General features: G+C 69.4%; 2 protein-coding genes, 1 tRNA gene and 1 rRNA gene. 3 read left to right on the forward strand and 1 reads right to left on the reverse strand.

What is annotated here, in order from left to right:
• The first annotated feature begins 10 nt into the window (after window positions 1-10).
• The 3 genes from rrf (at window position 11) to EHS43_RS43140 (ending at window position 1,054) form a co-directional block, all read left to right on the forward strand.
• Window positions 11-127, forward strand: a 5S ribosomal RNA gene (gene rrf / locus EHS43_RS43130).
• Between the two features lie 114 nt (window positions 128-241).
• A complete protein-coding gene (locus EHS43_RS43135) occupies window positions 242-904 on the forward strand; it encodes a DegT/DnrJ/EryC1/StrS family aminotransferase (RefSeq protein WP_125195895.1) in 663 nt (220 codons plus the stop codon).
• Between the two features lie 74 nt (window positions 905-978).
• Window positions 979-1,054: transfer RNA gene (locus EHS43_RS43140), tRNA-Thr, on the forward strand.
• A gap of 47 nt (window positions 1,055-1,101) precedes the next feature.
• Here the strand turns inward: EHS43_RS43140 and EHS43_RS43145 are convergent.
• On the reverse strand, window positions 1,102-2,162 hold a 1,061-nt coding region (locus EHS43_RS43145), incomplete at its 5' end, for a PP2C family protein-serine/threonine phosphatase (protein ID WP_125195894.1).

Genomic DNA, 2,162 nt, shown 5'->3' on the forward strand with positions numbered 1-2,162 from the left:
TTCATAGTGTTTCGGTGGTCATAGCGTGAGGGAAACGCCCGGTTACATTCCGAACCCGGAAGCTAAGCCTTACAGCGCCGATGGTACTGCAGGGGGGACCCTGTGGGAGAGTAGGACACCGCCGAACAATTATTGAAAGGGTTGGATCCTGAACTTCGGTTCGGGGTCCAACCCTTTTTTGTTGGGCGTCACTTGGAGTTCACGTTGCGCAACCACCATCCGCAGCATGGGTACTGCTGCAATGCTCAGGGCCGCCGGCGTCGGAGTCGGTGACGAGGTCGTCGTACCGGCCTTCGGGAACGTCGAGGTCGCCGAGGCGGTGACACTGGCGGGTGCGCTGCCGGTGTTCGCGGACATACATCCGGTCAGCTACTGCCTCGACGCGTCCGCTGTCGAAGCGGCCGTAACTCCGCGCACCGCGGCCGTCGTTGTCGTACACCGATTCGGGCGGCCGGCCGACCTGGGGCAGCTGTTGGAGATCGGGCGGCGGCACGGGCTGCTGGTGCTGCAGGAGGGTGAGTCCGAGGCGCCGTACGACGAGATCGCTCAGCGTCGGGAGCGGGCCTGTTATCTCGACGGGAAGTTGCGCGGGGTGCGCACGCCCGACGGCGGGGACGGGCACACCTACCAGCAGTACGTCGTACGGGTTCCCGGAAACGGACGTCCGGACCGGGACGCGTTCGCGCGGGCCCTGCGGAGCAAGGGAGTTGAGTGCCGGGTGCCGGTGAAGACGCCCGTGCACCGGTTGCCCGAGTTCCGGCGTTGCGTGTCGCTGCCGGAGACCGAGCTGGCCGCCGACGAAACGCTCGCACTGCCGGTGGACGCCTCGCTCACCAAGCGGGACATGCAGCGCGTCGTGACCGCCTGCAATGCGCTCGGGGGACTGCTTCAGCCTGCTTTCTGAGCGTGTTGGGAGCACGGGTCTGTTCGGGGTATGATCTATTCCGTTGCCGCGAGGGAAACCTCGAAAAGCGACAGGCCCCCTTAGCTCAGTCGGCAGAGCGTCTCCATGGTAAGGAGAAGGTCAACGGTTCGATTCCGTTAGGGGGCTCCAGCCAAAAGGCCCCGCCCATTCGGGCGGGGCCTTTTTCGTGTTCTCTCTCAGTCGTTGTGCAGGCCCGGGACGCGCATGGCCAGGATCGCCATGTCGTCTGACGGGGCGTCGGAGGCGAAGCGCTCGACCGCGCGCATGATGCGGGCCGCGACCGCGCCGGCCGTCAGGCCCGTGCAGGTGGTGAGGACGTCGGCGAGACCGTCGTCGCCCAGCATGCGGGTGCCTTCCCGGCGTTCGGTGACGCCGTCCGTCACGCAGAGGAGGACGTCGCCCGGGTCCAGGGTGACCGTCTCCTCGTAGAGTTCGAGGTCGTCCATGACGCCGAGGAGCGGCTGGGGTTCGGCGGCCGGCTCCACGGTGCCGTCCTGGCGCAGGCGGAGCGGGAGCGGGTGGCCGGCGCAGACGACCTTCAGGCGGGCGCTGCCGTCCTCCTGCGGCCACAACTCGCCGTAGAGGAGGGTCAGGAAGCGGCTGCGGGCGCCCTCGTCGAGGATCGCGGAGTTGAGGCGCTCCAGGACCGCCGGGCCGCTGAGGCCCTCCCTGGCCAGGAGGCGCAGGGCGTGCCGTGCGAGGCCCGTCACCGCCGCCGCGTTCGGGCCCGTGCCGCAGACGTCGCCGATGGCGAAGCCGTACGCGCCGTCGCTGATGGGGAAGACGTCGTAGAAGTCGCCGCCGACCTCGTTGCCCTCGCCGGCCGCGCGGTAGATGACCTCGACCTCGACGCCGTCGATCTGGGGGAGCTCGGGGGGCAGGAGGCTGCGCTGGAGGGACTGGCTGATCGCGGTGCGCTCGGAGTAGAGGCGGGCGTTGTCGAGGGCCAGGGCGGCCCGGCGGGACAGGTCCTCGGCCAGTTCCAGGATCTCCTGGCGGAAGTGTTCGTCGGTCGGCTTGCCGAGGGTCAGCATGCCGATGACACGGTTGCGGGCGACCAGGGGGAGGACGACGGTCTCCCCGCCCACCGCGGAGGCCGTGGCGAGCGTGGGGCCGATGCCGGAGGCGAGCTGATGGGTCTGGCCGCCGGTGAGGCCGAGGCTGCGCATGGAGCTGCGCAGGGCCGCCTGGTGGGCCGCCTCGCCGGGTGCCGACCAGACGCGGGCGCCGGGGGTGG

It is taken from the genome of Streptomyces sp. RP5T (genome assembly GCF_003933965.1).
Classification (GTDB): Bacteria; Actinomycetota; Actinomycetes; order Streptomycetales; family Streptomycetaceae; genus Streptomyces.

What these genes read in the sequence shown, in the direction of transcription:
- EHS43_RS43135 (WP_125195895.1), top strand. Translation starts at nt 242, where the DNA reads ATGCTCAGGGCCGCCGGCGTCGGAGTCGGTGACGAGGTCGTCGTACCG.